Source organism: Mariniradius saccharolyticus AK6 (genome assembly GCF_000330725.2).
Classification (GTDB): domain Bacteria; phylum Bacteroidota; class Bacteroidia; order Cytophagales; family Cyclobacteriaceae; genus Mariniradius; species Mariniradius saccharolyticus.
On record NZ_AMZY02000014.1, the window covers coordinates 118,149 to 142,871 of the forward strand.

Below are 24,723 nucleotides of genomic sequence, written 5' to 3' on the forward strand. Positions count from 1 at the left end.
CTAACATCTTGTCTTTGCTGGCCTTCTTCTCAATTCGTCAAAATGGAAGCTCATCATCCTCGATTTTTGTTTGCGTGTTATTTGTCCGACGAAATTGTAACTGGTCTTGGTTTGATAATATCCAATCTTCACCTTTTTGCGTCAGCCTACAAGCAATATACTCTTGGCCATTGTTCCAATGTTCAATTTCTTTAAATGTTTCAATCATGCCATTTTTGGAAAGTGTTCTTATTCCAACACTTGTTGCAATGTCAGTATAGCCAGCCTTATTCATTTCATTTCTTAGTCCAAAAATTGAAGTACTGTCTTCCGACGACACTTGATTTTCCATTATCAATATCAATAAAGCAATTTCGTGCCCTTTCAATCCTTCAGTTTCAATTACAGGTGTAGCATTTAATTGCCGAACTGTTTTTGATTTTGTTTGAAACGCCTTTATTTTCCGCGTAATCGTATCACCCAAAGTTATGAAGTCGCTTGTCGAACCTGTGTTGTAGGTAATTACATGCCTATGTTGAATGTCAAAAGGAAACTTACCTTGTCGTTCGTCTGAGCAAACCATAACAACGTCCTTGTTGCATGCGAAAGCAAAACCTAGTTCATACCAAACGTTCGGATTATCCGTAGTAATTTCCGCAAAGCAAATTGCACTCTCTGAAATTCCTTTCTCAATATCGTCGATTGGAATTCTAACGCTTAAATCTTTGTCGATGCGATATGCTTCAAATCCAGCATTAAGAATTGCAGGCTCAAAAATGTCGACAAATCGTTTATCAAATTTGCCTTTGTCAAAAGGTTGAATTACAAAACATTTTTCCATTCTCTGAGTGTTAGTTTACGATTTGTAAGGTGTTTTTCAAGATTGCCGATACTAAAACAATAAAAAAAGCCAATAGGGATTCTCCGCCTACGTTTTTATGCCCCCTGTAAATTCAAGAAATTAAGTTCAGGGTTTTAACACCAATAACCAAATTCCGGATGCAATGAGTCACTTGAACTGCGCCAGATAGGTTGCAGGGCTATACCGAGGTCTAGTACTGCTAATGAGGATAACGCATCTCTTGTTCCTGTTGCCTCAAAAATCCGGCACCTCGCTAAAAAACAGCTACTTCCTTGATTCAAAGGAAAGCTGCGCGACGGTTTCCCGTCTGGTGTGCAGTGTTTATTCATCATCTTTTTCCTGTGTCAATCTTTGACCAATTGCCTTGTCAAGTAGGCCATGAATTAGTTGTTCCATCCCTACGTTCCTAATTCGTGAAGTAAATGTCAAGGCTCCTAATTCTATAAATAACTTACCCATTACTTCATCTGCAAAGCTGCTAGAAATTACAGGGACACCTTCCCAATCTGCTACTAATGGATAGGTTGGTTGAGCATCTAGGAGATTCTTCAACTTTGTCCTGATTTGAAGTCCAGATTTACGGGTGCCAAAACCAGTAGTTTCCTCCTTCATTTTTAAAATCAAGCAATCCTTGTCCTCCATTTCATATTGCATTTCAACAATGTCAACTGGAATGTATTTAATACCTGTGCCAAAATCTAGCGCATCTGATACTTTAAAATCATTTGTGATTTTGATTTGGCCACAAACAACAGTGCCTTGATAATGGCCATTAAAAAGTGGTTTCCGTAATGTTTGCTCATTAGTAACTACGAATCGTCCAGCTCCGCTAGTAATATCAAAAGAGCCGCCTGTTAATGTCGTAACTTTCAATGAACCTGCAAGACCGTTTCCTTGTCCAAACTTAGGGTTACGTGTTACACCTGCCTTAATCGCTTCACCGATGGCCTGGATATCCGTCCTTAACGTTGGAAATCCCTCCTGCATTGATTTAAGAATCCCTCTTCCCGAATCTGCCACAGCAAATGCGATTGTTTGGTCTTTTGGATATGTACTTGCTTGAACTATGCCTCCATGTTTGGATTCTGAATGATTCAGAACATTGTCAGTTATTTCGTTTATAGACCATTCAAGACCAGAAATTATATCGCGGGGAATAGCCATACTTCGCAAAACGACATCCATGAAATCATCAACGACTGCTTTTTGTTGTTCCGCATTTTCGAATCTGCGGGTTACTAAATGTCGGTCATGTATTGACTCAGACTTTTCAAACTGCTCTGGTGAGAGAAAATGAGCCCAGTTTACACTTCGGAAAAGTTTCCTTGTATTGTCATTATTCGGAAGCTTCACATAAATTTTCACCCCCTTGTCTCTGGCTAAGTCTAGGCTTGTAATTATTGGTAAAACGCCACTTGGATAGGCTCTTTCAACTCGTTCAAGATCAATTGTTAAATTAGATTTCCCTGATGAATAAAACCTTTCGAGAGCAGTACAAAAGTCTTTTATATTAAAGGCATTAAGTTTACCACTTAATTGGATCGTTGAATCCCTATCTCTGTAATATGTTGTCCTAAAGTGTTTGAAGCTCATTTTTAATATTGCACAAACATGTATACACCCAAAGCAAACCCTTCCATATAACTCCAAATTACCATGTATAATCCAATGTATATCTTACTTTTCCTTGTCCCCACCTAAAACAGGCTCAGGGATTGATCCTTAATCGGAACCTGGATTTGCTATTTCGTCAAGATCAAAGGATTCCTAGATACGACAGCCCAAAAACTGCCACCTTCTTATTTCGCTAAAATAATCGTTTACCGAATTCCGCGCTATACCGTGTTTAGGGTATTTTTTAGGGAATTTGATAAAAACATTTAATCGGACACATTAAAAAACCCTTTCCCTTGGCCTCTGTCGCCACAGTCCACTCTTTTCTCTCGCATCTTTCCTCTTGATTCTTGTTTCTTGCCTCTCGCATCTCGTCTCTCGCCTTCATCCCTTCCCGGTTTTTGGTGAAAACCCAAATCCATCCTCATCCTTTCCGCTCCCAAAAATCCTAAACGACGCTTCCTTCTTTTTCCCCGGGTTGCGGTGCAAAAGGTATATCATGAAAAAAGGAATTGCCGAAGCACCTTACCCGGGGCTATTGAGAGTTCCACCCGCTTCGGGGTGGATTCCTGATATTCTTTCATATGCTTGGCGAGAACGGGCAGTATTATTTCTATACCTGAATCTGCACAAAGTACTTCCTTAGATCGCGCGGGGGAATGAAAGTCCGCCGGGCCGGCCAGGGCCTTGTGCGCTGATAGGATCGGACTTTCTTGTCTTTTTTGGTTACTTTTTTTGACAAGAAAAAAAGTAACAGGGGAAAAAGGATCAAGGTTCATTTATAGCCTTGCTGGCCGTCAAAACAATCCCTCCCCAAAAAATCCAAAACGACAATACCTTCTTTTTCAACGGGTTGCGGCGCATAAGGTATACCGGGAAGAAAGGAATTGTCGAAGCACCTTACCCGGGGCTATTGATATTCCACCCACTCCGGGGTGGTTTCTTTCCTGTTGTTTGTGTCCGCACAGGCCAAGCTGATGCGCCGCTAGGATTGTCAGTGGCTTCTTAGCATTCTCAGCCCCTCTACGATCTTTGGAGTACCAAATAGTTGCTGAATGGGATGTGGGTTTGGACTTTTCAGTCACTCAATTCTCCACGCCATTTTTCAATTTCATCAAGACCTCACTTACCAAGGAATCCATCTTTGAAAACGCAAACCACTTTTTTCCGAGGTCTTTGAGCGAGGCACCAATATGGTACAGTTCGCTCTGATCGATAATCAGGAATCGGTCGTGGGCCTCCGCAAACGCCTGAATGTTGATTTCCGGATATTGACTGTTGTACTTCTGAACGTCCTGCAAGAATTGTTTACCAATATGTTTGGTGTAAATGGTGGCAGTGACGTTTTTCGGACGCTTTGAAAGCAGGTTCAAGACAGATTCGTCCACATAGTTGTCCATAAGGATGATGTCATTTTTTGCCTTTTTGATGATATCTGCCACAAACACATAGGCATCAAAAATTTGTCCATCGAAAAAGATGCCATGTTGGGGCTCAGGCTTGCCAGCTTCCAAGGCTTTGAAAATCTGCTCCAGCTTCTCGTCTGTTTTGAGTTGTTTTAGTTCTACTTGGTCAAGGCGCTGAAAAATTGAGGCGTTGTTTTGCAAAAACTTGCGCATAGCGACAAAGGCCCGTGCAATCGCCACACTCACTTCATCAGCTTTTTCGCTTTTAATCACACCTGAAACAGCTGCGACACCTTGCTCTGTAAATACCAAAGGCGAACTTCCTCCAAGGCTTTGTTTGGAAGGTATCGCATTTTGCGATACCAAGTACACCACCTCCTTTTCGTCCAAAGAAAACACGAAGTCATCCGGAAAACGGTTGGGGTTTCTTTTAACTTGCTCACGTAGCCTAATCGGTTTTACATTGTAGAAAGACGCCAAATCTTTGTCGAGCATAACCTGAACACCCCTAACAGTAAAGATTCGATTTTGAATTTTTTCCAACGAGATCAATTCCATTTAATCTTGGATTTAAGGCAGAAACTCCCTCCGACGGACAGTTCTTGTTTTTTGATGGAACAAGAAAATACCAATTGAATAAAGCATCTAATTTTACTAATTTAGTCCATTCGATAAAACAGTCATATACCGTGTTTAAGGTATTTTTTGGGGAATTTGATAAAAACATTTAATCGGACTCATTAAAAAACCGTTGGCCTCTATCGCCACAGTCCACTCTTTTCTCTCGCATCCCGCCTCTCGCATCTTTCCTCTCGCATCTTTCCTCTTGCTTCTTGCCTCTTGCTTCTTGCTTCTTGCTTCTTGCTTCTTGCAACTCGCCTCTGACCTTACCCACCTACCCTTAAGCTACCCCAGTCCCGTTCCAAAGCCGTAGCAGTCTAGACCATGTCCCGGTGCTCATCGGACACTGACCCGACCCCCACCCGATCCTTGACCAGTCCATCTCCAGTCCAAGTCCAGTCTAAATCCAGTCCAACTCCAGTAGGGCATTGTACTTTCACTGTACAAATACTGTCCGAAAGCTTTGCGAAAAAGTGCGTGAAGGAACTGCCTGCAATACGATCTTTCCAAAAAAGTACGGCGATCAAACATGAGTGACAGGCCACACTTACCGCCCTCAAAAACGGCGAATATTTCCTTCCGACCTACCGCTTTCCTCCAGTCTGTACCAAGGGATTTCTGAAGACAGCGTTTATGAAGATAAATTTAATTCATCGATTTTTGAAAATCAACTAATTCATAGTAATTTTAGGTTCACCCTTAATCATACCGCTATGGCAACTGTAACTGATTCACCCTCAGGCAATCTGAGTGGTAAAATGGGACGCATCGTGTACTACGAAATCGACGGCAAAAATTACGCACGCCAAGCCCCCCACGCCCGCACCAAAGCCCAAAAAGAAGCTGTATCCGAGCTTTCCAAACTCAACCAAAGCAAGATGCGCCTCGCGCAAAAGTACCTCAAGCCCTTGAAGAAAGTCATCCAATTCGGATACCAAGAATTGGCCACCGGTGCCCGCAGGCCCTTTCATGCCTGTCTTTCCCAAACCCTAAATCAGGCTTTCGAAGCCGATGGCCGCGCCCACAAACTCTCCCCCGCGTTGCTGAAGGTAAGCAGCGGTTCACTCATGCCTCCCTTCGAAGCAAAAGCGACACGCGTAGAGGATGGAATCTTGCTCACATGGACCGAACACTCCTGGGTTGGAAATGCCAAGCCTTGGGACCGGGCCTTTGTGGTCATCCACCACCCGGAAGATGAATTTTGCGATTGGGTTTCCTACGGCAAATCGAGGGAAGAAGGAAAGATGCTTTTCCCACTTCCCGAATCCCAAAGAAGCAGAACTTGGCATGTCTACCTGGCCTTCAGTCGGGAAAACTCCCGTACCAAGAAAACCCAATTGTCCGATTCTGTCTACCTCGGTCGGGTGTAGCCGGGAGGGTGTTCCTGTCGATGTAACTATGCATTGGTCTTTGTCGCCACAGCGAAGGGCTACACCCTTCGCTTGGTGATGCCGCCCCTTTGGGGCTCAGTGATCTTGATCTGCACAAAGTACTTGGTTAAATCGCGGGAGGGAACGAAAGTCCGCCGGGCCGGCCAGCGCGCCGATAGGATCGGACTTTATGATCGGTCCAAAAAACAGGTGTAACATCGGGCTGGATGATGGAAGAGATGTCCATGGTGCTTCAGGTATTTTTCTTAACCTCAAGGAGATGTTATAAAACCTGCATGGATGCATCATCAAAAAGGCTATCCCACCTCAGGATAGCCTTTTAAATTCAATTCGAATGAAATGCCTTTTAGAGTACAGATTCACTCTGTCCAACTTCAATATTCGAAGGAGCCTTTCCAGTAAATCTCCATCTATAGTGCAACACAAAATAGACCGCATTCATGGCCAAGCTGACCAATGCCATCGCCATTACCAGGCCTTCTGACCTTGGCATCGGGATTACAAAGGTCAATCCAAGACTGTTGTCTGCAAAGGCTTTGAAGCTAAACAAGTACATCATATATATCGCCAAAGTAAATGCCCTAGCCTGTAGATAGGTGCCTTTCTTGATCCATATCGCGGCAACTGTCGGTGCCAACAGCACGATAAATGAAAATGCGACCGTATTTGGGAAATTGATATACACGAAGGTGATGTTCCAAATATCATAGGCCAAGATCCAAAATGTGGTCATACCCGGCCAAAGCATATCATGTGGCTTTTGCTCGTCTCTCTTGACCCCCTTCCACCTTGAAATAGTTATCATACAAAGCACGCCTGCGATCCCGTTGATCAAGTTAGGCAAATCGGGTTGTGAAAAATCCTGCAAGACCGCTTCTGCAATATTGATAGCCAAAATCAGCATAACGACGAATTTTGCCCATGTTTTTCCGTCGATATTGTGGAACCTGAAGATCATGGTAAACACACTGCCCGCTACCGCAGAGTACAGTTTGATCCATCTAAACCAACCATCAAATCCGGCTTTCATCCAATGAGGGATCAACGCAATCGGGAGGATGAAATAGAGCAAGTAGGAGACCCCTTTGTAGTACCTCGACAGTTCATTTCCAACCATCAGGACGACAAACAAAAACACCAGATGCATCCATGACCAAAAGGGTTTGCTCTTTCGGATTTCTACGTCAGTGATACCATCTACATGTTTGAACTCGTACCGTGTGTCATCGATGTAAGTGATGGTTCTGTCGGACAATTCACCTATGGGGCCTGAAGCTTCTCCCGAGAGGACGATGTTTTCGCCCTCCATCGTCCAATTGAAGGTTTGTTTTAGCTTACTGACCGTCAAACTTTTCTCCACGTCGACAGTCCCGTCTTCTTTGAATTGGAAATCATAGACCAAACCACTCCCTTGGCTATCCACCATGGATCCCTCCAAGGTGCCTATCCAACGCCCGTGATCTCCGGGCAGTCCCTGCGCAAATACTTTGTCTAGGGTGCCCATGAATGCAATCAGTGCAACAAATAATACTTGGAACACTCTTCTACTGGAGAATGAATTTTTCATAATAAAGTAATTAGTTGATGGTTTTTATTGTTTGTGATTTATTCAATCCGGTCAATTCGTTCTTTGGGAAGATGTCTTTTGAAAAAGTACTCATACTAAACAAAACCCAAGCTTTGTCCTCCTTAGTAAAGTAGACGCCAAAAAAAAAGAAGCAGGATTTTAAGTCCTGCTTCTTCATTCCAATCAAAGTGGATATCGTAGTAACCCAGCTATCGCCGAGCTTTCCGGAGGCATCATGTCGCCCGTCGTCAGGTAGACCTTTCCACCATAGTCGATGACCTTTGCTGCTGCTTCGTCAATCAGGCAGTGCATGCCGGGTTCTTGGCTTTCGGAAACATCGATCGTGTGGGTCGCTTCATCATAAGTGCCCCAAAGGTGGTGGTGGTCGGAATCCACCAACAAGGTGTCGACCCCGCCCGTCAATGCTGCCTTGATAAGCTTCAGTTTGTCATTGTGGATGGCCAAGCCCCGCGATAGATAAAGCCCGAAACTGTCCTTTCTTTCCAGGCGCTCTTTTTCAAAATACGGCGCCGCAATTTCCCAAGACTTTGCATGGAGGACCATCATGTCATTGTGGTTGAAGGCGCCTGTGATGTGTTCCTCCTTCAGGTAGCCATAGTCATTTGCCTCCCTGTAGATCGGGATCAAATACTCTACTCCAGCCAAGTAGAGCGGAAGCGGATTTTTGTTGAGGAGGGGGACAAGATTGTTGTTGACCTTTTGAAAGAACTTGAAAATCCTTTTCTTGCGTTCTTCGTCAGAGCTTTCACTTTGGCCATGGAATTGGCTGCCGCCGCTGCCACCACTTCGTACCTGCATAGTCTTCTGTCTATCTTCTGATTCTTCATCCTCGGTAAACGAAGCAGCAACTTCGTCATCGACTATTTCCCGAATCGAATTCCTTGTGGCTTCGTACAGGTGCAGATTTTCCAGGTTGAGGAGTAATAGATAATAGTGCCCGTCGTCTGACAGCTCGGGAATCATTGGGAGAAGCATGGGCTTGGATCCGATAAAATGTTGGGCTTGGGCGATATCCAAAGGCATTTGGAAATACTCCATGCTGCCACCATAGAGGAAAATTGCCAACATGTCAGAATTGTGCATCCAAAATTCCTCGTCGTCGAGCAAACCGTACGCGGGGGCGAGTATGTTTTCAGCTTCTTTCCAGTCAAACCCTTTTTCGGCCTTGAGGCGGTCCTCAATTTCCTGAAGTTGGTTTTTCAAATGTGTTTTGTCGTCTTTGTAGGCCGTTGTGCTTAGCCTAGAAGTAGGCGTGTAGATCGAAATGAAGGGGAACCCTGATTTCTTGGAAAGTTCGACGAACTGGCTTTTGTCAAAAATTTTCATGTTATTTTGAGAGTTGTTAACTGGTGAATACTGAAATGTCGATAGAATTTTTTAAACATTAATATTTTATCAAATTAGCTAAAAACCCAAAGTATTGTACTATAAAATACACATAAAATTACAAAAGAATAAAAATAGAAGCCCAGACCCCACAGCTTGATCTACCAAATGGCGTTCAGGCGAAAATCACGAAAGCCATCGACAAGGTTTCAAGTTTACCGATTGAATCAATGCCTTCAATCTCTAATTGGCTAATACCAATACTGCACCTGCTTTTTGGGATTTTCCGAACAGCTCTGGAAAGGATTTTTAATCCTATCCTTAGAGTCTAAAAACCAGCAATCCCCCAAACCTTCAGATAAGTGCGTTTGGGATCATTCAATTACAAAGACATCTTCCCGGGCCCACACCGTGATCTTTGTCTCAGAGACCACTTTCCAATCTGGTTCCCGCTCGGCTGGGTCTTTAATTTCCCCGGATAGCCCCGAACGCACGAATCGTCATTTTCCTACTGTTGTAAACTGCTACCAAAAACCGCCACTGCCTACTTAAACTTCCCTCTGAACCCCAGCCCTTTGCAGATTTGGCGAAATATAAATCGCCTACGAAGCTACCAGGTTTGAAACGGCAAAATGAACTTGGTCAGATCGCGAGTAGGGAATGAAAGTCCGCCGGGCCGGCCAGGACTTGGTTGGCTGATAGGATCGGACTGCCCAACCTTTTGATCTTTTTTGTGCCTTTTGTGGTTCCTTTACCTTGGTCTGTGTCGCCACATACCACTCGCTTCTTATATCTCGTCTCTTGCCTTCATCCCTTCCCGGTTTTTGGTGAAAACCCAAATCCAATCTTGAACATTCGGCTCCCAAAAAATCCAAAACGACGACGCCTTCTTTTTCCCCGGGTTGCGGTGCATAAGGTATACCCTGAAGAAAAAAATTGCCGAAGGACCTTACCAGTGGCTATTGGTGTTCCACCCGCTTCGCGGTGGTTTCGATCCCCTGGTCTGTATAGGCATGTAAAAATGCGTCTCGCCTATCGCGAAGCAAAGTGCTGCACCCTTTGCTAGGTGATGACGCGCCTTTGGGGCTCCTTATCGCTTGGTCCTTGTCTCTCGTCTCTACCACCTCCTGTCTCGCCTCTTTTTTTCTTGCCTCTTGTCTCTTGCTTCTTGTCTCTTGCTTCTTGTCTCTCGCTTCTCGCTTCTCCTCTCTACCTCACCCTTCTCTGCTTCAACCTTTTCATCACCCGCGGCCAATACCACAGAAAAAATCCGGTAAATGCCAGTAGCAGCAATGCCCCGGATGTCAGCGTCGAATAGGTCAACTTCGCTGTCTCTCCATCCGAACCCGCCAAGAAATCCAAGATGCTTCCATCGTGGATCTTTTCGATCAGGTCGGAATTGCGCTGACTGATGGACAAAATCTCCCCTGAAAACCCATCCACCTGCACTTCGGTAAAATGCCATTTGAACACGATCTTAGCTATACCCTTGTCGGGACGGATGTCCACCCGGTCGAGCTCGGTGCTTTTGCCGAGGCTGTCCCGCACATAGGCCTGACCGACCGCAATCATTTCCTCCACGGGGATCCAACTGCCCGTCATCTCAGTCTTGGATTGTTGGGTTTTCGGCACGAGGTTCCACTGCTTCTTCCAAGCCAGCAAAATGGCCGTCACCGCGATAAGCACCAAAAAAAGGATAGACACCATGCTAAACCAGCGGTGTATCCTGCGGTAACTGCGTGTATGTTGGGCTTTTTTGGAAATCGGGTCCATCGTCGGTATTGTTGGGGCGAAAATAAATAAATTCGGAGCCGAAAACCCTGATTTTCCTCAAGCGGTCTGCACCACAGCACCCAAAAAAGACCCCGCTCGCAAAGACAGTCAAGGTGCAAAGCGCGCAAAAAGGAAAAATCGCACGCAAAGACGCGAAGACGCCAAGAATCCAACGGCATGTCTACCATCACCATGAACCCAAGCCTCATTCAGAAGAAAAAATAGCCACGAATGCCAAAATACCTCCGACTGCCACTGAACACTGAGACTGAACACTGACCTCTGTTTCCTTTGCTCCACTGCGCCCTTTGCGAGAAACGCCACTCTCTAAATAAATCGCACGCAAAGACGCGAAGACGCCAAGAATCTCAAATGGAGCCTAACGCCAGCAATAAACCAATCCTTACTCACAAGTAACGAATAGCCACGAATGCGCGAACAATTCGATCTGCAAACTGCAACTGACCACTGAACTCTAAATACTGCGACTGAACCCTGACCTCTACTTTTCCTTTGCTCCTCCGCGCCCTTTGCGAGAAATGCGACTCTCTAAATAAATCGCACGCAAAGACGCGAAGACGCCAAGAATCTCAAATGGAGCCTAACGCCAGCAAGAAACCAATCCTTACTCACAAGTAACGAATAGCCACGAATGCGCGAATACCTCCAACTGCCAGCTGAGACTGTATACTGATCACTGAACACTGAGACTGAACACTGACCTCTGCAAACTACTTTCCTTTGCGCCTCCGCGCACTTTGCGAGAAACCAAACATCCAAAAATTCACGAACAACTCAATCTGCAAACTGCAACTGACCACTGAGCTCTGTATACTGCGACTGAACACTGACCTCTGCTGCTTTTGATTTCCTCCCTTCATTTGATATCTTTCGAGCACTTAATCCTCAATTACTTAATTCACCTCCCATGAAGTTTTCCGGATATATCGCCCTCAAAGCATTGTTGGGTTGGACTATATTCCTTGTCGCCTTTGGCACCGCATTCTCCCAGGAAGAGGTACGCACCTACTACGACGAGGACAAAAAGATGCTCCGGGAAGTCTATTCCAAAATCAACGGCGTACCCCAAGGTGCCTACAAGCTTTTTCTTCCCTCCGGCGAACTCGCCCAAACGGGCACCCTCGTCAACGGTAAAAAGGAAGGAATTTTTGTGGATTTCTATCCAGAGACACAGGATACCCTGCGGTTTATCAACTATATCGAAAACCGAAAGGAGGGCATTTCCAAGAGCTTTTACCCCGAAGGTGCATTATCCCAAGTCCTCAGCTACCGCAATGACAAAATCGAAGGCGAGGTCCTGACCTACTACGAATCCGGCCAAATCAAGCAAAAGGCCCAGTTTGCCCAAGACCGGCCCAATGGGGAAACGATCTTGTACCACGAAAACGGCAACATCAAAGAGCGGCTCAATTTCCAATCGGGCGTCATGGACGGCAAGCGAAGCCAATTTGATGAAGCCGGAAATCGCGTCGCCGAGGCAAACTACCAAAAAGGCCAATTGCACGGCGAGCAATTCACCTATTATGAAGACGGATCCGCAAAGTCGAAACTCTACTACGAACAGGGCATTCAGGAAGGCGAAGCGCTCTTCTACCATCCCAACGGCCAAGTCGCGCGGCGAGGAACCTACAAGAAAGGCGTGCCCGTAGGCTCGTTTGAAAGCTACTTCGAAAATGGCAAAATCGAAGAAACAGGAAAATACCAAAGGGGTATCCTGACGGGCGACATCACAAGCTACTACGAGGCGGGAACCGTACGCGAGATCGCCAGTTTCGACGCTGCGGGAAAGCTTTCGAAAATCCAGACTTTTTACCCCGATGGCGCCAAGGAAAAGCTTGGCCTATACCGGTCAGGCCTGGAAGAAGGCGATACGGTATTGTTTTTTCCCAACGGAAAGGAAAAGGAACGTACACCCTATCGAAACGGCAGGATGCACGGCGTACAGAAGATTTATGGGGAAGACGGCCAACTTTTGATGGAAAGGGTTTTTGAGGAAGGAAAGCTCGTCGAGACCAAATCAAAATAAAAGCCCTTCTTACCGGGATAAATTACGGCAGCGACCCTCCCTTTCCGAGCTATTTTTTTATTTTTGCCTGACACGTTTCGATCATGGAAAAAGGAATCAAGCAAACCCAGTTCAGCTTCCCCGGACAGCTTGGGTTTTACAAAGGCAAAGTACGGGATGTATATATTTTCGAAGACAAATTGGCGGTAGTGGCTACGGACAGGATTTCGGCCTTTGATGTGGTGCTGCCAAGGCCAATCCCCTTCAAAGGCCAGGTACTCAACCAGATTGCGGCGAAGTTTCTGCTCGCCACCGCGGATATCGTGCCCAATTGGGTCACGGCTACCCCCCATCCCTATGTCACGATAGGCAAAAAATGCGTGCCATTCAAAGTGGAGATGGTTATCCGGGGCTACTTGGCCGGACATGCGGCGCGGGAATACAAGGCAGGGAAACGTGAAATCTGTGGCGTAAAGCTTCCGGAGGGACTGAAGGAAAATGACAAACTCCCCCAACCCATCATCACCCCCACTACCAAAGCCGCCGAAGGACATGACCAGGACATTTCCAAGGAGGAAATCCTGCGCCAAGGAATCGTGAGCCCGGAGGACTATGCCGTTCTGGAAAAGTATACCCATGCGCTGTTTGAAAAGGGCAGCCAAATGGCCGGGGATAAGGGGCTGATTCTCGTCGACACCAAATATGAGTTTGGCAAATACGGCGACGAAATACTGCTCATCGACGAAATCCATACGCCTGATTCCTCCCGCTATTTCTACGCCGACACCTATGAGGCATTTCAGATCGAAGGCCTGCCTCAAAGACAGTTGTCCAAGGAATTTGTACGCCAATGGCTGATTGCCAACGGCTTCCAAGGAAAGGATGGCCAAAGGGTCCCCGAAATGCCGGATGCATTCGTGGAAGAAATCACCGATCGCTACATCGAACTTTTCGAAAAGATCATCGGTGAGCCATTTGTCAAATGTTCAGACAAGGATTTGCAGGGAAGTATCAAAACTGCCATATTGGAACACATTTAAATCCCCATAAAAGAAAAACCTAAACCGATTATGAAATATACCATTGATAAAAAAGAACAGTATGTGGTTTTCACTCCAATGGAGGAAAAACTCGATTCTGCCCTTTCCCCCAAACTCAAATCCGAACTCCTGACCGTGCAGGCAGAAGGCTATCCTAACCTCATCATCGACATGAGTCAGGTGAAATATGCCGATTCCAGCGGTCTTTCCGCACTCCTCGTCGGCAACAGGGAATTTAGCCGCAACGGGGGCATTTTCATCATCGCCAACCCACAGGACCACGTGATGAAACTGATCAAGATATCCATGCTGGACAAGGTATTCCATTTGGTAGATTCGTTGGAAGAGGCAGCTGAAGCCATCTTCATGCATGAAATCGACGGTGGAGATCAAGAAGAAGACGAAGATTAAGCTTGGAATTCCAGGTCACCATCCTCGGCAGCAACTCTGCCATACCTGCCCACGGTCGCAACCAAACATCCCAGTTGCTGACCGTGGGCAGTTCTTATTTGCTCCTGGACTGTGGTGAAGGCACGCAGATACAATTGCGGAAGTTCAAGCTGAAGTTCTCGAGGATCGATTTCATATTCATTTCCCATCTCCATGGGGACCACTATTATGGCCTGATGGGGCTGATTTCCAGCTTTCACCTGGTCAAGCGGGAAAAACTCCTGACAATCTTTGGACCTCCCGGCTTGGACGAAATCATCACGGTTCAGCTTCGTCACAGCGAGACCAAGCTGGGTTTCCCGCTGCGTTTCGTGCCGCTGTCGGACAAAGGATTCCATTTGGTATTGGAAGAACCGGGATTCCGGGTATTTTCCTTCCCACTGCAGCACCGTATCGCCTGCACGGGTTTTTTGGTTGAGGAAAAACACGGCCTCCGCAACATGGTAAAAGAAAAAGTCGAGCAACATCGCCCACCTGTCGAAGCTATCAATTTGCTGCGGATGGGACAGGATGTCTTGGACGAGTCCGGCAACATCGTGTATGCGGCATCTGAATTTACCCACGCGCCAAGACCCAATAGAAGGTACGCCTACTGCTCGGATACCAAATACGATCCAAACCTGGTGGAATACATTGCCGGTGCCGACATGCTGTACCACGAGGCTACCTTTGGCGAAGATGAAGCAGAACGGGCAAGCTCGACATTCCACTCCACCGCCAAGCAAGCGGGTATGATCGCCAAAGCAGCCGGGGTCAAAAGCCTGATGCTGGGACATTATTCCTCCAGGTACCGGGATTTGACACCGATTTGGGAGGAAGCAGCAAAGGTATTCCCCGCGACTTTTCTCAGCGAGGAAGGCATTACCTATACGATTGACTGAAATAGCGGCGGGCCATTTCGTCCGAGGATTTCACTTTTCGATATGACCTTCATAGCTTCAAAAGTGGATGCCCTCACACATTTCCGGATAAAAAAACGATCTTAAAACCAAAGGCCGATTTCAAGGTTTACATTGCTATTGCGAAAGAAATTCACATGACCCCCTACAACCCCGACGCAGAGTGGAAACAAACAAACAGCAGCTCGAATCCGAAAAGGCCTTCCAATCCAAAAAGACCAATCTTTTCATCATCCTTGCGGGGATATTCCTAACCAATGCCATCCTAGCCGAGATCATCGGCGTGAAGATCTTCTCCGGGGAACAGACCTTGGGCTTCCAACCCGTCAATTGGAAGATATTTGGGGACTATGTGCTGGATTTTAACCTGACGGCGGGTGCTGTAATCTGGCCGGTTGTCTTCATCACAACCGATATCATCAATGAGTATTTTGGCAAAAAAGGCGTCCGCAAAATCAGCTTTATCACGGCAATCCTGATCGCATATGTTTTCCTTGTCATCTCAATCGTCACGGTGCTTCCCCCCGCTTCGTTTTGGCTCGAAGTCAATACACCCGACCCGGAGGGCAATAATTTCAACATCAATTACGCCTTCAACACGATTTTCAGGCAGGGCCTAGGCATCATCATCGGTTCGCTCACGGCATTCCTTCTCGGCCAATTGATCGACGTATTTGTCTTCCAAAAACTGAGGGCAGTCACCGGACCCCGGATGATTTGGCTGCGGGCGACGGGTTCGACTTTGGTTTCCCAAATGATTGATTCCTTTGTGGTATTGGGAATCGCTTTTTATGTTTTTGGGAATTGGTCGATCGCCCAAGTGGCCTCAGTCGGCATCATCAATTATGTGTACAAGTTTTCCGTGGCGATTATGTTGACGCCGCTCTTGTACCTCGGGCATTACCTCATCGACCGCTACTTAGGCAAGGAAGCCGCCGAAAAAATGACCAAGGAAGCATCTTCGGATACTTCCTTCCTTTAGGAGATAACCACTGCAAGCGGGCAAACCCTCAACGCGACTTTGGGGAATTGGCATCCCCTTACTGGAAATACCAATCAAACCCTAACTCCCATAGGGGTTGAACATTATCTCTTCGGGATCAATATTGTCATTGGTAGGAAAGAGGAATCTAATCTGGCCTGGATAATAGACCCCTCCTCACTCGAGGTAACAAACTAAGTCCTTTTCTTAAACTGGGGCCTAATTGGGAATGAGGTCGTCATTCATCATTTAATAGCTCAACTTTTACCCACAGGGGAGGGTCGGTGAGAGGTGGTCAATCCCCCAAACTGTACAAAGCACCTGGTTAGGATGCGCGGGGGAATGAAAGTCCGCCGGGCCGGCGCGGGCATCGTGCGTTAGCCTAGGATCGGACTTTCTTGACTTTTTGGTTACTTTTTTGTCAAGAAAAAAGTAACAAGAGAAAAAGAGAATGGTAATCCCGTCCAGCTCGGAGTCTTTAAAATTTGGCATTTAGAGAAAGGCAATGACAAAAGATCCAAACCCCCAACGGGGGTTGAACCTTGAATAGCCCCGGGTAGCAACCCGGGGTAGAATGTAATGCAAATTTGGATCAACCCCAAAGGGGTTGAACTATTGATGTTGGGATTCTTGTCAATGGTAGGAATGAGCGGTCTCCCTGATACACGAGAAGCTCTCCCAATGGCCATCGGTATCCGCAAGCTGCGTCACCTGTGACAGGAATAATTCTCGCGCGGCGCCCTCGGCGAAATCGCTCCGTCCGCTACGTGAACCTTTTTGTCATTTGAAATGCTTGGGGTACCAATCATAAATTCTCAGGCCAACGGTTAAATTATCTACAATCACACATAGGGGTAAACACGCTTTCAGGTTTCTTTATTAAAAGGAACCAAAATCCTATCTTGCACGGAAAGCAAACCTTTTTCATGCAGGCTACGGATCAATCGGTTTTTTCTTCCATCCGCCAAGGCGACATACCTGCGTTCGAAATGCTGTTCAAGACCCATTATAAGCCACTTTGCCGCTTTGCCCATTCCTACCTCCCCGACCCGGATGTGGCGGAGGAAGTGGTGCAAAACACCTTTATCAGCTTTTGGGAAAAAAGGGCAAGCATCGAGGTGGACACCTCCCTGAAGGCCTATTTGTACCGGTCCGTGCGCAACGCCTGCCTCAATGAGCTCAAACGCCAAAAGGTCCGGCAAATCCACGCCAATCAGGTCATGGCCGAGGGAGAACCGCTGACACAGGCCTCTGACCACCTGACGATACGTGCCGAATTGGAAACCAAAATCCAGGAAGCACTCCAAACGCTCCCCGAACAGTGTCGACTGATTTTCAAAATGAGCCGCTTTGAGGAACTCAAATACCAAGAAATCGCAGACCAACTCAACCTCTCCGTCAAGACGGTTGAAAACCAAATGGGCAAAGCACTGAAGTTGATGCGGATACAGTTGAAGGACTATTTGCCACTGATCATCATCCTGATGGGACACATGCTCGAACCATGAACGGCGCGACAGAACATATCGAAGATCTGATCGGCAGGTACATTGTCGGTGAAGCCACGGAGACCCAAATCCGTGAGTTGGAGGAGTGGTGTGCCCTTTCGCCGGACAACCAGAAATACCTCGACGATGCGCGGTTGATATTCGAAAAGGCGACCTTGCCGGGAGAGGTGGACTTCGATACCGAAAAAGCCTGGGCCAGCGTGCGCTCCCAAATCGATGGCAAAGGAAAAACCCACTTCTTTTTCCCCATGTGGTCCATTGCGGCAAGTGTGGTCTTGGTATTGGGGCTTTCGCTTTTGTTCTTCAAACCCTGGCTCCAAAAGGAGGAATTCCAGTTTGTAAGTGAAAACGAGGTGCAAACCCACCTGATGCCCGACCGGACAGAGATTGCACTCAACCGCCAATCCGAGGTTTCCATTACCTACAATGAGCGCCGGAAAACCGGAACCATCCGCCTCGAAGGGGAAGCGCTGATCAGCATCCCCGAGGACAAAAAGGTAAACTGGACGGTAGAAGCGAGCGGATTGCTGATTGATGATATCGGCACCGTATTCCAGGTCAATGCCAACCCTGCAAAAACCATTTTCGAGGTCAGCGTGATCGAAGGCATGGTACGCCTGTATACCAAAGAAACGGAAGGAATCACGATATCGGCGGGTGAAAAGGCAACCTTCAACCGTCTGGATGCCACTTTCGCTAAAGTCGAAGCAGATCCAAACGCCGCATCTTTCAAGACCAAAAACTTTGATTTCCAAGAAGAAAGCCTGTCCGAAATCGTCGGGAAATTGCAGGAAGTATATGGGAAGACCATTGTGCTGGAAGGACCGATTGAAAGCTGCAAGCTGACGGTCGCCTTCGAAAACGAAAGTCTGGAAACCATCCTCGGGATCATTTCCGAAACCCTAGGATTGGAGGTGCAAACGATCGATGAAAGAATAATCATCAAAGGAAATGGCTGTTTTTGAACCATTGAAAGCGGGCATCGGGAACTTCAGTTTGCGGGCGGGGCTGGTTTTTTGCCTTTGGGTGCTGCTCCAGGGTAGCGCATTTTCCCAAGACATCCCCGTCCTCGAAAGAAAAATCAGCATCACAGCGAAGCAAGAAAGACTGGACCTGTTTCTCAAGCGCTTGTCGGAGGTAGGCGGCTGCGTATTTTCCTACAGCCCTTCGGCAATCGATGTGACACGAACCATTACCGGGAATTTTGCCAACCAACCCCTCCGTGAAGTCCTGGAGCTTGTTTTTGAAGGCAAAGTAGAGATCAAACAGAAGGGCGTCTACGTCATCCTCACGCCAAAATCCACGTCTTCCAAAGATTTGCTCGTCAGTGGCTATGTCATTGACAAAAAAACCGGTAAAGCCATCCGCGACGCCACCGTCTACGATCCGATTACGCTCAAATCCTCCACGACCAACGAGTATGGTTTCTTCGAATTGTCGGTGAAAAACCCTGCATTGGATAGTCTAGAATTGGTGGTCACCAAACAAGACTACTCGGAAACCCTGGTGATCAAGGACAAAAACAATGCATTCAACAAAATCCTGCTCCAGGCCAAGGAGGTTGATTTTTCCGAAATCGGGGAAACGATCGCCAAGCCTGTGAAGAACTTCTGGGCCTGGACCAAAAACTCGGTGGGCTTCACCAACCTCGAAAACGTCCGCGATACCTTGCACCGTGGATTCCAGGCTTCCCTTGTTCCCTTTGTCGGCACCAACCGAAAAATCTCCGGCAGCGTGTCCAACGACTACTCGATCAACCTGCTTGGTGGCTTCTCGGGCGGGACCAACAGGCTCGAATTGGGTGGCTTATTCAACCTCAGCAGCGGCAACGTCCAATATGTCCAAGCAGCGGGACTTTTCAACCAGGTGAGCGGAAACGTCCGCGGGGCACAACTAGCCGGCTTGGCCAACCTGACCTACTCCAACGTCGAAGGGGTACAGTCCGCAGGTTTGATCAATTTCAACCTCGGCCAGGTCCGCGGGGCCCAACTCGCCGGACTCATCAACGTGGCGGGCAAGGGAATCAATGGAGGCCAAGCATCTTTGTTGGCAAACTATGCGGGCAAAAACATCAATGGCGTCCAAATCAGCCCTATCCTCAACATTGGCAACAATGTCCGCGGCGTCCAACTCGGACTCCTCAACTATGCGGACAGCATCCACGGGACGCCGATTGGCTTGATCAGCTTCGTGCGCAAGGGCTATCACCAAGTCGAAATTGGGGCCGATGAGGTCCTTCCGCTCAACCTTTCCCTAAGGACGGGCACGCGGTCATTTTACAACATGATCTTTGCAGGAGTAAGACCGGAAAATGCGGATACGACAGTCTGGGCTTTTGGCTATGGCATCGGAACCTCACCGCGCATTGGCCGGAAGACTTTCCTCAACATCGAGTTTTCCTCCTCCCAACTCAACAACGGCAACGTCATGGCCCTCAACCTGATCAACAAGGCCTACGTGGGCATCGAGCACCAGTTTGTCAAAGGCTTTGGGTTCTACCTCGGCCCCAGTATCAATTGGCGGGTGTACGACAGCACCTATCAGGACCACCCGACACTATTCACCTACACCAATCCCGCCAGCCTCCGGGAAAACACGTTCCCCGAATACAACTTGGCCAGCCAACTATGGGTCGGTGCCCGGGCTGGGTTGAGGTTTTTTTGATTGAATTCATCGATCATATATTTTTTAAAAAAGATTCAATTATCAATAGGGGTCTCCCCTTCCTCAATTGTCTTGGTATTGAAACGAAACCAATACCATGCATACTTTCAGCAAAATACTCGCTACCGCAGCGCTCTTGGCCTTCCAAGCCTTGGAAGCCGGCGCCCAATCTTCGACCGAGTCACAAAACACTTCCACTGTATCGCCCGAATCGGAAGGGGATCAGTCCAACGAAGCAAAAGCAGTCAATAATCCGCTAGTGCGGGTTTTTACCCTCAAAGGTGCGGACACGACGACCGTGTCGATGCAGTTTTCCTTTGTCCCCTTTGTGGGCACCAACGGTACCAATTCCGGCAATGTCATCAACGACGTCTCCTTCAATTTTCTCGGAGGCTACTCTGCCGGCACACGGGCCTTTGAGATGGCGGGGCTCTTCAACATCAACCGCGGCGATATGACCGGGGTCCAGTTGGCCGGGCTTTTCAACCAAGTCGGTGGAAAAGTCGATGGCGTCCAATTGGCCGGACTGTTCAATTCCAACCTGCAAACCGTGCGGGGCGTCCAATTGGCGGGCCTGACCAACTTTACGACCGGGACCGTGGATGGCGTCCAACTGGCGGGACTCGCCAATTTTTCCCCACAATACGTCAAAGGCGTCCAACTCTCCGGTCTGGCCAACTTTTCCGGAAAAGACCTCGAAGGCTCACAGATTGCAGGTTTGGCCAATTTCACCGCCCACGATGTCCGCGGTTCACAGGTCGGGAGCTTCAACTATGCCCGCAAAGTCGACGGTTTCCAACTCGGGATCATCAACTACGCGGACAGCATGAGTGGTGTGCCTGTAGGTCTTATCAGCTTTGTAAGGTCCGGATACCAGACTATCGAGATCAGTGCCAATGAGGTTTTGCCCATGAACCTGGCGCTGCGTACGGGAAAGCGGGAGTTTTACAACATCCTCTTCGCCGGAATCCGGCCCGAACTCAATGAGCAACCCACTTGGGCATTTGGCTACGGCGTCGGTACATCGCCCAAACTCGGCAGGAATGTCTTCCTCAATATCGAAGCGAGCTCGGAACAGCTCAGCAAAGGCCGTGTCGAAGCGCTCAACTTGGTCAATCGCCTGTATGTCGGCGCCGATGTGCAGCTTTCCAAGAAGCTTGCCGTATTCGCTGGACCCACGCTCAATCTCCGGGTTTTTGATGATTCCTTTGCAGGCCATCCCGAGCTCTTCACTTACACGAATCCCCAGATCAGGAACGAAAACATCTATCCCGAAGATATCAGCAGCCAATGGTGGTGGGGATTCAGGGCGGGATTCAGAATTTTCTAAACAATCTCCTCCCATTTCCAAAAAAACTTGCTTCCCGAATAGGGGTAAAGCTTTCAACAATTGTCATCAAAGCAAATCATAACCTAGCAGACAGCCTGCTACAATACAAACCACAAAATGAAAAAGCTCATCACAGTATTCATCCTATCGCTTCTTGCATTTACCGCCTACAGCCAACAGGCGGACAGATTTAGATTCCAAATGGACCTCGGTGCCGCAGCGCCAAAAGGCGGAGGTATCGGCGCCTTGGTCAATTTCGAGCCACAGATTTTGGTGCAAAGAAACCTTGCGCTCGGTTTGCGATTTGGCGTCGCCGGCTTGGCCAAGGACATTGTTTACTATGATATCCCCAAGGACTTTACAGGGGAAATATCAGCAAATACATCCTTTTCGGGCACAGCCAACTATTATTTCAACTATAAAAAAGGTAAAGCAGCCCCCTATGTGGGTGCCGGATTTGGGTACTACACCTTCAGCAGCGTCAATATCGAAAGTACCGATATCGACCCCGATGACATCGGAAATCTCCGGGCAAGCTTCGCTTGGGCGCCGATGGTACGCGCAGGGGTGGAATTGGGCAAGTTCAGAATCGGGGCCGAGTACAACTTTGTACCAAAAAGCGACCTGCAAAACATCGCCGGTGAAGTAATCGGTCAGTCCACCAATGAATACTTCGGCTTCACGCTTGGCTTTTTTGTCGGCGGCGGCAGGTGGGGAAGATTCCAATAACACAATACAAAGCTAAAAGCCAACTATTCCAACCCACACATGAAACCAACTATCTTACTTTTTGTCCTGGCATTCTCCGTGGGAGTTTGCCAGGCAACTGCCCAAACTTTGACCCAGACGATCCGCGGAACCGTGATTGACCAAGTCACAAAATCCCCGATGCCGGGCGCCACTGTCATGATCTTGGACACCGAACCCCTCATGGGTGCCGTGTCCGATCAAAATGGGGAATTCAAAATCCCTCATGTACCCCTTGGAATCCACACGCTGCGGGTGGGCTTTATTGGATACCGGGACGCGATCTTACCCCAAATCTTGGTCAACTCTGGAAAAGAGACAGTTCTGACGGTCGCTATACAGGAAGACTTCAATCAGATGGAGGAAGTCGTCGTGATCGCTTCTGAAAAAGACCGAACCGTCAACGACATGATCGCGGTGAGCGGTCGCACCTTTACCGTGGAGGAGACCCGGAAATTTGCCGCGGCGGTCAACGACCCCGGACGCATGGTGACTTCCTTCACAGGCGTGGTGAGCACCGATGACGGCAACAACAATATCTCCATCCGCGGCAATAGCCCCAACGGCCTACTTTGGCGAATGGAGGGAATCGATATCGCCAATCCCAACCACTTTGTGAACCCAGGCACTTCCGGCGGCGGTATCTCCATCTTGAGCGCGCAACTATTGAGCAATTCGGATTTCATCACGAGCGCTTTTCCCGCAGAATATGGCAATGCGCTTGGGGGTGTATTCGATTTGAATTTGAGGAAAGGGAATAATGAAAAGTGGGAGTTCACCTTCCAAGCTGGATTCCTCGGCACCGATATCGCTGCGGAAGGACCCCTTTCCCCCAACTACAAAGGTTCTTATCTGATCAATTACCGCTACTCCACACTGTCGATTCTCTCCAAAATGGGGGTGCCTTTAGGAGATTTCGTAACCAATTTCCAAGATCTTTCCTTCAACTTCTATTTGCCGACAGGCAAGAAAAGTACGATCTCGATCTTCGGATTCGGGGGCCTGAGCGATCAAAACAGCAATGCAGATAAAGATTCCCTGAACTGGTCGACTGATGCAGATCGATATAGTTCCACATTCTTCTCCAATACGGGAGCGGTTGGAATCAAGCATACCTACATGCTCAACAAGTCGAATTTTCTCCAAACGACAGTTTTGGCTTCTGGGAACGGCATCGGTAGCACCTACGATCGCCTCAATGAGTCCTACCAATCCGAAGAAAGGTACTTTGAGAATTTTGGTCAGTCAAAAATCACCTTTAGCTCCGTGCTCAATACCAAAATCTCTCCCAAATACAACCTGAGAAGCGGGGTTTTCCTTAACCAACTCTACTTCAACCTGCGTGAAAAATCATTTGACGAGCAAGCAGGAAACATGGTGGCCAATATCGACTCAAAAGGAAGCACCCAAAGTGTCCAGGCCTTTTCCCAGCTACAGGTCCGTGCAAGCGAAAAATTAAACCTGAACCTGGGCTTACATTACATGCGGTTTTTACTCAATGGCTCCAATTCCCTGGAGCCGAGGATAAGTGCGACCTATGAACTTGACGAAAAACAAAGACTCAGCCTGGGTTATGGACTTCACAGTCAAATCCAGCCTTTGGGGACATACTTTTCCGAGCAACAAGAGGAAGGCCAAACCATTTTCCCCAACAAAGCCCTCGATTTGAGTAAATCCCACCATTTTGTATTTGGTTATGACCGCTCGCTGAATCCTTACCTGCGCCTGAAAGTGGAAACCTATTACCAGCACCTGTTCCAAATCCCGATCAAGCCAGGCGAAGACCAAACCTATTCGATCCTCAATCAGCAATGGTCCTTCATGACAGACCCACTGGTTAACCGCGGGTTTGGGAAAAACTACGGAGCGGAGTTTACGCTGGAGCAGTTCACCCACCGCAACCTGTACTTTCTGCTTTCGGCGTCACTTTACAATTCTCTCTATAAAACAGAGGAAAACAAATGGAGAAATACCCGCTTCAATGGACGGGCAAACCTGGTTTTCACTGCAGGAAAGGAATACCACTGGAAAAAGAACAGGGTCTTTGGAGTCAACATCCGGTCTGTATACGGAGGTGGACTTTGGGATACACCCATAGATTTGGAAGCATCCATCGCTGCGGGGGAGACGGTGAAGGATGAAAGCCGTGCCTTTGAAATCCAAAACCCAGCCTATTTCAGAACGGATCTACGGGTAAGCCTCAAGCGCAACCGGCCTCATTCGACCCAAACTTTGGCCCTCGACATCCAAAACGTCACCAATCGGGAGAATACTTTTGGCAGCTATTTCGAACCGATGGAGGGAGTCATCAAGACCGCTTACCAAACGCCTTTGATTCCCATATTGAGCTATAGGATTGAATTCTAGGTAAAAAAGGTTTCCAGCTTTAGGACCAAAAAAGTGATTCCACCACATCACGTGTATGAAAAAGGCGGCTTTGGCCGTCTTTTTTTGTTCTATAAAAAAATCCATCAACCGGAGGGATGGTAGAATCGCTACAAAGTTTTTCGGATGCCG

General features: G+C 47.7%; 18 protein-coding genes. 12 read left to right on the forward strand and 6 right to left on the reverse strand.

Features of this window, described 5'->3' with window-relative positions:
- Positions 1-37: 37 nt before the first annotated feature.
- From C943_RS14805 to C943_RS14825, 3 genes are all read right to left on the reverse strand, one after another.
- Entirely contained in the window at positions 38-820 is a 783-nt protein-coding gene (locus C943_RS14805) for a hypothetical protein (RefSeq protein ID WP_008629316.1), read from the reverse strand.
- Between the two features lie 342 nt (positions 821-1,162).
- Positions 1,163-2,434: an ATP-binding protein gene (locus C943_RS14810; RefSeq protein ID WP_008629317.1), complete on the reverse strand. Its 1,272-nt coding sequence runs from the start codon at positions 2,432-2,434 to the stop codon at positions 1,163-1,165.
- A 1,106-nt stretch (positions 2,435-3,540) separates the two neighbouring features.
- Positions 3,541-4,419 carry an ORF6N domain-containing protein gene (locus C943_RS14825; RefSeq protein ID WP_008629322.1) on the reverse strand — a complete coding sequence of 293 codons (879 nt, stop codon included), beginning with the start codon at positions 4,417-4,419 and terminating at the stop codon, positions 3,541-3,543.
- 776 nt (positions 4,420-5,195) lie between these two features.
- On the opposite strand from C943_RS14825, the gene C943_RS14835 reads away from it, so the two are divergent.
- Complete coding sequence (locus C943_RS14835; protein ID WP_040480831.1) at positions 5,196-5,852, forward strand: DUF6266 family protein; 657 nt, start codon at positions 5,196-5,198, stop codon at positions 5,850-5,852.
- Between the two features lie 367 nt (positions 5,853-6,219).
- Here C943_RS14835 and C943_RS21530 read toward each other — a convergent pair whose 3' ends face one another.
- The 3 genes from C943_RS21530 to C943_RS14855 all read right to left on the reverse strand — a co-directional run bounded on the left by C943_RS21530 (position 6,220) and on the right by C943_RS14855 (position 10,560).
- Positions 6,220-7,440 carry a DUF5692 family protein gene (locus tag C943_RS21530; RefSeq protein ID WP_157198563.1) on the reverse strand — a complete coding sequence of 407 codons (1,221 nt, stop codon included), beginning with the start codon at positions 7,438-7,440 and terminating at the stop codon, positions 6,220-6,222.
- A gap of 183 nt (positions 7,441-7,623) precedes the next feature.
- Positions 7,624-8,787, reverse strand: a complete 1,164-nt coding sequence (locus tag C943_RS14845; protein WP_008629327.1) for a baeRF7 domain-containing protein — start codon at positions 8,785-8,787, stop codon at positions 7,624-7,626.
- Positions 8,788-9,996: 1,209 nt separating this feature from the next.
- Positions 9,997-10,560 (reverse strand): PepSY-associated TM helix domain-containing protein, encoded by a 564-nt coding sequence (locus tag C943_RS14855; protein WP_008629330.1) that lies wholly within the window; start codon positions 10,558-10,560, stop codon positions 9,997-9,999.
- Between the two features lie 928 nt (positions 10,561-11,488).
- On the opposite strand from C943_RS14855, the gene C943_RS14860 reads away from it, so the two are divergent.
- The 11 genes from C943_RS14860 (at position 11,489) to C943_RS14915 (ending at position 24,573) form a co-directional block, all read left to right on the forward strand.
- Positions 11,489-12,607, forward strand: a complete 1,119-nt coding sequence (locus C943_RS14860; RefSeq protein ID WP_008629332.1) for a toxin-antitoxin system YwqK family antitoxin — start codon at positions 11,489-11,491, stop codon at positions 12,605-12,607.
- A gap of 83 nt (positions 12,608-12,690) precedes the next feature.
- Positions 12,691-13,626 (forward strand): phosphoribosylaminoimidazolesuccinocarboxamide synthase, encoded by a 936-nt coding sequence (locus tag C943_RS14865; RefSeq protein ID WP_008629333.1) that lies wholly within the window; start codon positions 12,691-12,693, stop codon positions 13,624-13,626.
- A gap of 30 nt (positions 13,627-13,656) precedes the next feature.
- Entirely contained in the window at positions 13,657-14,037 is a 381-nt protein-coding gene (locus tag C943_RS14870; RefSeq protein ID WP_008629334.1) for an STAS domain-containing protein, read from the forward strand.
- A 2-nt stretch (positions 14,038-14,039) separates the two neighbouring features.
- Positions 14,040-14,957 (forward strand): ribonuclease Z, encoded by a 918-nt coding sequence (locus tag C943_RS14875; protein ID WP_008629335.1) that lies wholly within the window; start codon positions 14,040-14,042, stop codon positions 14,955-14,957.
- Positions 14,958-15,138: 181 nt separating this feature from the next.
- On the forward strand, positions 15,139-15,957 hold the full coding sequence (locus tag C943_RS14880; protein WP_008629336.1) for a queuosine precursor transporter: 819 nt from the start codon (positions 15,139-15,141) through the stop codon (positions 15,955-15,957).
- Between the two features lie 926 nt (positions 15,958-16,883).
- Positions 16,884-17,465: an RNA polymerase sigma-70 factor gene (locus C943_RS14890; protein ID WP_040480836.1), complete on the forward strand. Its 582-nt coding sequence runs from the start codon at positions 16,884-16,886 to the stop codon at positions 17,463-17,465.
- Entirely contained in the window at positions 17,462-18,430 is a 969-nt protein-coding gene (locus C943_RS14895; protein ID WP_008629341.1) for a FecR family protein, read from the forward strand. The genes C943_RS14890 and C943_RS14895 overlap by 4 nt, the downstream gene beginning before the upstream one ends.
- Positions 18,417-20,129, forward strand: coding sequence for a peptidase associated/transthyretin-like domain-containing protein (locus C943_RS14900; protein WP_008629342.1), 1,713 nt, complete (start codon positions 18,417-18,419; stop codon positions 20,127-20,129). Before C943_RS14895 ends, C943_RS14900 begins: the two co-directional genes overlap by 14 nt.
- Before the next feature lie 97 nt (positions 20,130-20,226).
- Positions 20,227-21,459 (forward strand): hypothetical protein, encoded by a 1,233-nt coding sequence (locus C943_RS14905; protein WP_008629344.1) that lies wholly within the window; start codon positions 20,227-20,229, stop codon positions 21,457-21,459.
- 117 nt (positions 21,460-21,576) lie between these two features.
- On the forward strand, positions 21,577-22,188 hold the full coding sequence (locus tag C943_RS14910) for an OmpW family outer membrane protein (protein ID WP_008629346.1): 612 nt from the start codon (positions 21,577-21,579) through the stop codon (positions 22,186-22,188).
- Between the two features lie 39 nt (positions 22,189-22,227).
- Positions 22,228-24,573: a TonB-dependent receptor gene (locus C943_RS14915; protein ID WP_008629348.1), complete on the forward strand. Its 2,346-nt coding sequence runs from the start codon at positions 22,228-22,230 to the stop codon at positions 24,571-24,573.
- Positions 24,574-24,723 lie beyond the last annotated feature (150 nt).

Coding starts and splice junctions, on each gene's coding strand:
- C943_RS14910 (WP_008629346.1), top strand. CDS start 21,577: ATGAAAAAGCTCATCACAGTATTCATCCTATCGCTTCTTGCATTTACC.
- C943_RS14855 (WP_008629330.1), bottom strand. CDS start 10,560: ATGGACCCGATTTCCAAAAAAGCCCAACATACACGCAGTTACCGCAGG.
- C943_RS14835 (WP_040480831.1), top strand. CDS start 5,196: ATGGCAACTGTAACTGATTCACCCTCAGGCAATCTGAGTGGTAAAATG.
- C943_RS14905 (WP_008629344.1), top strand. CDS start 20,227: ATGCATACTTTCAGCAAAATACTCGCTACCGCAGCGCTCTTGGCCTTC.
- C943_RS14810 (WP_008629317.1), bottom strand. CDS start 2,434: ATGAGCTTCAAACACTTTAGGACAACATATTACAGAGATAGGGATTCA.
- C943_RS14915 (WP_008629348.1), top strand. CDS start 22,228: ATGAAACCAACTATCTTACTTTTTGTCCTGGCATTCTCCGTGGGAGTT.
- C943_RS14845 (WP_008629327.1), bottom strand. CDS start 8,787: ATGAAAATTTTTGACAAAAGCCAGTTCGTCGAACTTTCCAAGAAATCA.
- C943_RS14900 (WP_008629342.1), top strand. CDS start 18,417: ATGGCTGTTTTTGAACCATTGAAAGCGGGCATCGGGAACTTCAGTTTG.
- C943_RS14895 (WP_008629341.1), top strand. CDS start 17,462: ATGAACGGCGCGACAGAACATATCGAAGATCTGATCGGCAGGTACATT.
- C943_RS14805 (WP_008629316.1), bottom strand. CDS start 820: ATGGAAAAATGTTTTGTAATTCAACCTTTTGACAAAGGCAAATTTGAT.
- C943_RS14865 (WP_008629333.1), top strand. CDS start 12,691: ATGGAAAAAGGAATCAAGCAAACCCAGTTCAGCTTCCCCGGACAGCTT.
- C943_RS14890 (WP_040480836.1), top strand. CDS start 16,884: ATGCAGGCTACGGATCAATCGGTTTTTTCTTCCATCCGCCAAGGCGAC.
- C943_RS14825 (WP_008629322.1), bottom strand. CDS start 4,419: ATGGAATTGATCTCGTTGGAAAAAATTCAAAATCGAATCTTTACTGTT.
- C943_RS14860 (WP_008629332.1), top strand. CDS start 11,489: ATGAAGTTTTCCGGATATATCGCCCTCAAAGCATTGTTGGGTTGGACT.
- C943_RS21530 (WP_157198563.1), bottom strand. CDS start 7,440: ATGAAAAATTCATTCTCCAGTAGAAGAGTGTTCCAAGTATTATTTGTT.
- C943_RS14870 (WP_008629334.1), top strand. CDS start 13,657: ATGAAATATACCATTGATAAAAAAGAACAGTATGTGGTTTTCACTCCA.